The sequence below is a fragment of the Enterovirga rhinocerotis genome, from assembly GCF_004363955.1.
In the GTDB taxonomy this organism is placed as follows: Bacteria; Pseudomonadota; Alphaproteobacteria; order Rhizobiales; family Beijerinckiaceae; genus Enterovirga; species Enterovirga rhinocerotis.
This window is the reverse complement of record NZ_SNZR01000009.1, coordinates 1-2539: the sequence shown is the minus strand read 5'-3', so window position 1 is coordinate 2539 and position 2539 is coordinate 1. Positions and strand designations below refer to the sequence as shown.

1 protein-coding gene and 1 pseudogene are annotated in these 2539 nt (G+C 66.6%); both read right to left on the bottom strand.

Annotated elements, in window-relative coordinates:
- Positions 1-185: 185 nt before the first annotated feature.
- Positions 186-917 (bottom strand): IS21-like element helper ATPase IstB, encoded by a 732-nt coding sequence (gene istB / locus EV668_RS00560; protein ID WP_133767930.1) that lies wholly within the window; start codon positions 915-917, stop codon positions 186-188.
- A gap of 5 nt (positions 918-922) precedes the next feature.
- A pseudogene (gene istA, locus EV668_RS00555) lies at positions 923-2419 on the bottom strand (IS21 family transposase); the annotation flags it as partial.
- Between the last annotated feature and the right edge of the window lie 120 nt (positions 2420-2539).

Here is a 2539-nt window from a genome sequence, read left to right as displayed (position 1 = left end):
TGTCAAACGGCTCGGAACATTGACCCCCGATCGGCGTCCAATATTGACCCCGCCTGGGTGGGTCGTCCCCGGAGTCCATAGGAGGGACCCGCGCATCGCGGCGTGACCTTTCCGAGTCCGACGCGGCGATGCGTGGGAGGTCCCTGTGGGCTCCCGGGGTCGACCCTTGCTGCACGCGGGTTGGGTCAGGCGCGGTTCTTGAAGCGCCAGCTCTCGTTGCCGGTCTCGAGGATCTCGCAGTGATGAGTGAGGCGGTCGAGCAGCGCGGTGGTCATCTTGGCGTCGCCGGCGAAGACGCTGGGCCATTCGGCGAAGGCGAGGTTGGTGGTGACGATGATCGAGGTCTGTTCGTAGAGGCGGCTGATGAGGTGGAACAGGAGCTGCCCGCCGGACTGCGCGAAGGGCAGGTAGCCGAGTTCGTCGAGCACGATGAAGTCGACGCGCGAGAGGTAGTCCGCCATCCTGCCCTGGCGTCCTGCTCGGCCCTCGGCCTCGAGCCGGTTCACGAGGTCGACGACGTTGAAGAAGCGGCCGCGGGCGCCGTCCCGGATGCAGGCGCGGGCGATCGCGATGGCGAGATGCGTCTTGCCGGTTCCGGTGCCGCCGACCAGAACAACGTTGCGCTGATGGGCCAGGAACTCGCCTGTCGCGAGGTCGCGAACCAGCGTCTCGTTGATAGGCGTGCCCGCGAAGGTGAACTCGTCGACGTCCTTGGCGAGGGGCAGCTTGGCGATGGTGATCTGGTACTTGATCGAGCGGGCCTGCTTCTCGGCGATCTCGGCCTGGAGGAGATCGCCGACGATCTGCTGGGGTTCGTGGGCGCGCTTGACGGCGACCTTGATGATCTCGTCGAAGGCGCTCTTCATGCCGAAGAGCTTGAGCTCGCCCATGGTGGCGAGGATCTGCTGTCGTTCCATCATCCGGCTCTCCTGAGGCTGTCGTAGCGGGCGCAATCGGCCGAGGGCTCGTGGCAAAGCCGGAGCGCGTCGGGCGTGATCACGGTGACGGCGACGGTCTGGGGCTCTCGCTGGCGGGCCAGGATGTTGAGGACGACGTCTGCGGAGTGGACACCCTCGCGCAGCGCTTCCTGGCAGGCTGCCTCGACGGCCGGGAGCCCGTCGCTGAGGACGGCGGTCAGGATCGCGACCATCTGCCGATCGCCGTCATCAACCCCGGCGAGCTTGCGGCGGACCCGGTCGATCCCGGCCGGGAGAACCCAGTTCTTGAAGGGCGCTCCGTTACGAAGGGCACCCGGCTTCCTGGCCAGGACCGGCACGTAGTGCCAGGGATCGAACACTGTCTGCTCGCGCCCGAAGGCCCGGGGATGATCGCCGACGACGCGGCCGTCCTGGCGGATCTCGATCCGGTCTGCATAGGCGCGAACCTCGACCGGGCGCCCGATCGCGCTCGCGGCGACCGAGTACTTGTTGTTGTCGAAGCGCACGAGGCAGGTCTTCGACACGGAGGCCGGCACGGCATGGAATCCGTCGAAGCGCCCGGCATGGGGAACGAGCGAGAGGCGCTCGGCCTCGAAGACCTGCCAGACAGTCTGGTCCCGAAGCTCGGGGTGCGGATGCGCCTTGGCGTAGGCGATGCAGTGATCGAGGAGGATCGCGTTCAGCTCCTCGAAGCTCTTCACCCGCAGCCGCGGCGTGAAGAAGCGCTCCCGCACCAGCCCGACCTGGTTCTCGACCTGTCCCTTCTCCCAGCCCGAGGCCGGCGTACAGGCAACCGGGTCGACCAGATGGTGGCTGCACATCTGCAGGAAGCGCCGATTATAGGCGCGCTCGCGGCCGACGAAGATCGTCTCCACCGCCGTCTTCATGTTGTCGTAGATGCCGCGCTGGCAGGAGCCCTTGAAGAAGGCGAACGCCCGATCATGCGCGTCGAACACCATCTCCTGGCTCTCGCGCGGGTAGGCTCGCACGAACATCATGCGGGAGTGACAGAGCCGGACGTGGGCCACCTTGATCTTGTTGGTGACGCCACCGATCAGGACGACCTCGTGGCTCCAGTCGAACTGATAGGCCTCGCCCGGCGCGAAGGAGAGCGGCACGAAGGCGTCCGCCGTCACGGCAGAGCGTTCCCGCTGCCACGAACGCGCGTAGCGGCGCACCGCGTCGTAGCCACCTTCGTAGCCGAGCCCGCGCAGCGCCTCGAAAATGCGCATCAGGGTCAGCCGCTCGCGCGAAGGCTTATCGGCGTTGATCAGCAGAAGCCGGTCGAGATCGGCCCGCCACTGCCCCAGCTTCGGAAGAGGCTGCACCTCGCGCTCGTAGCTGAGCGCGGTGGCTCCCGACCGGATTACCTTCCGGACCGTGTTCCGGGAGACGTGCAGCTCCCGCACGATCTCCTTGATCGGACGCTTGCGGATGAAGAACTCGCGCCGGATCCGCGCAACCGTGTCCACGCCCTTCATCCCCCGACCGCCCGTCCAGACCTGATGAGGACGAACAGACTGCGTAAGCCGCACTATGGGGGGTCAAGATTGGACGCCGATCCCCCGGCTCAGGGGGTCAAAGTTGCACGCCGATTCACA

Coding starts and splice junctions, on each gene's coding strand:
- istB (WP_133767930.1), bottom strand. CDS start 917: ATGGAACGACAGCAGATCCTCGCCACCATGGGCGAGCTCAAGCTCTTC.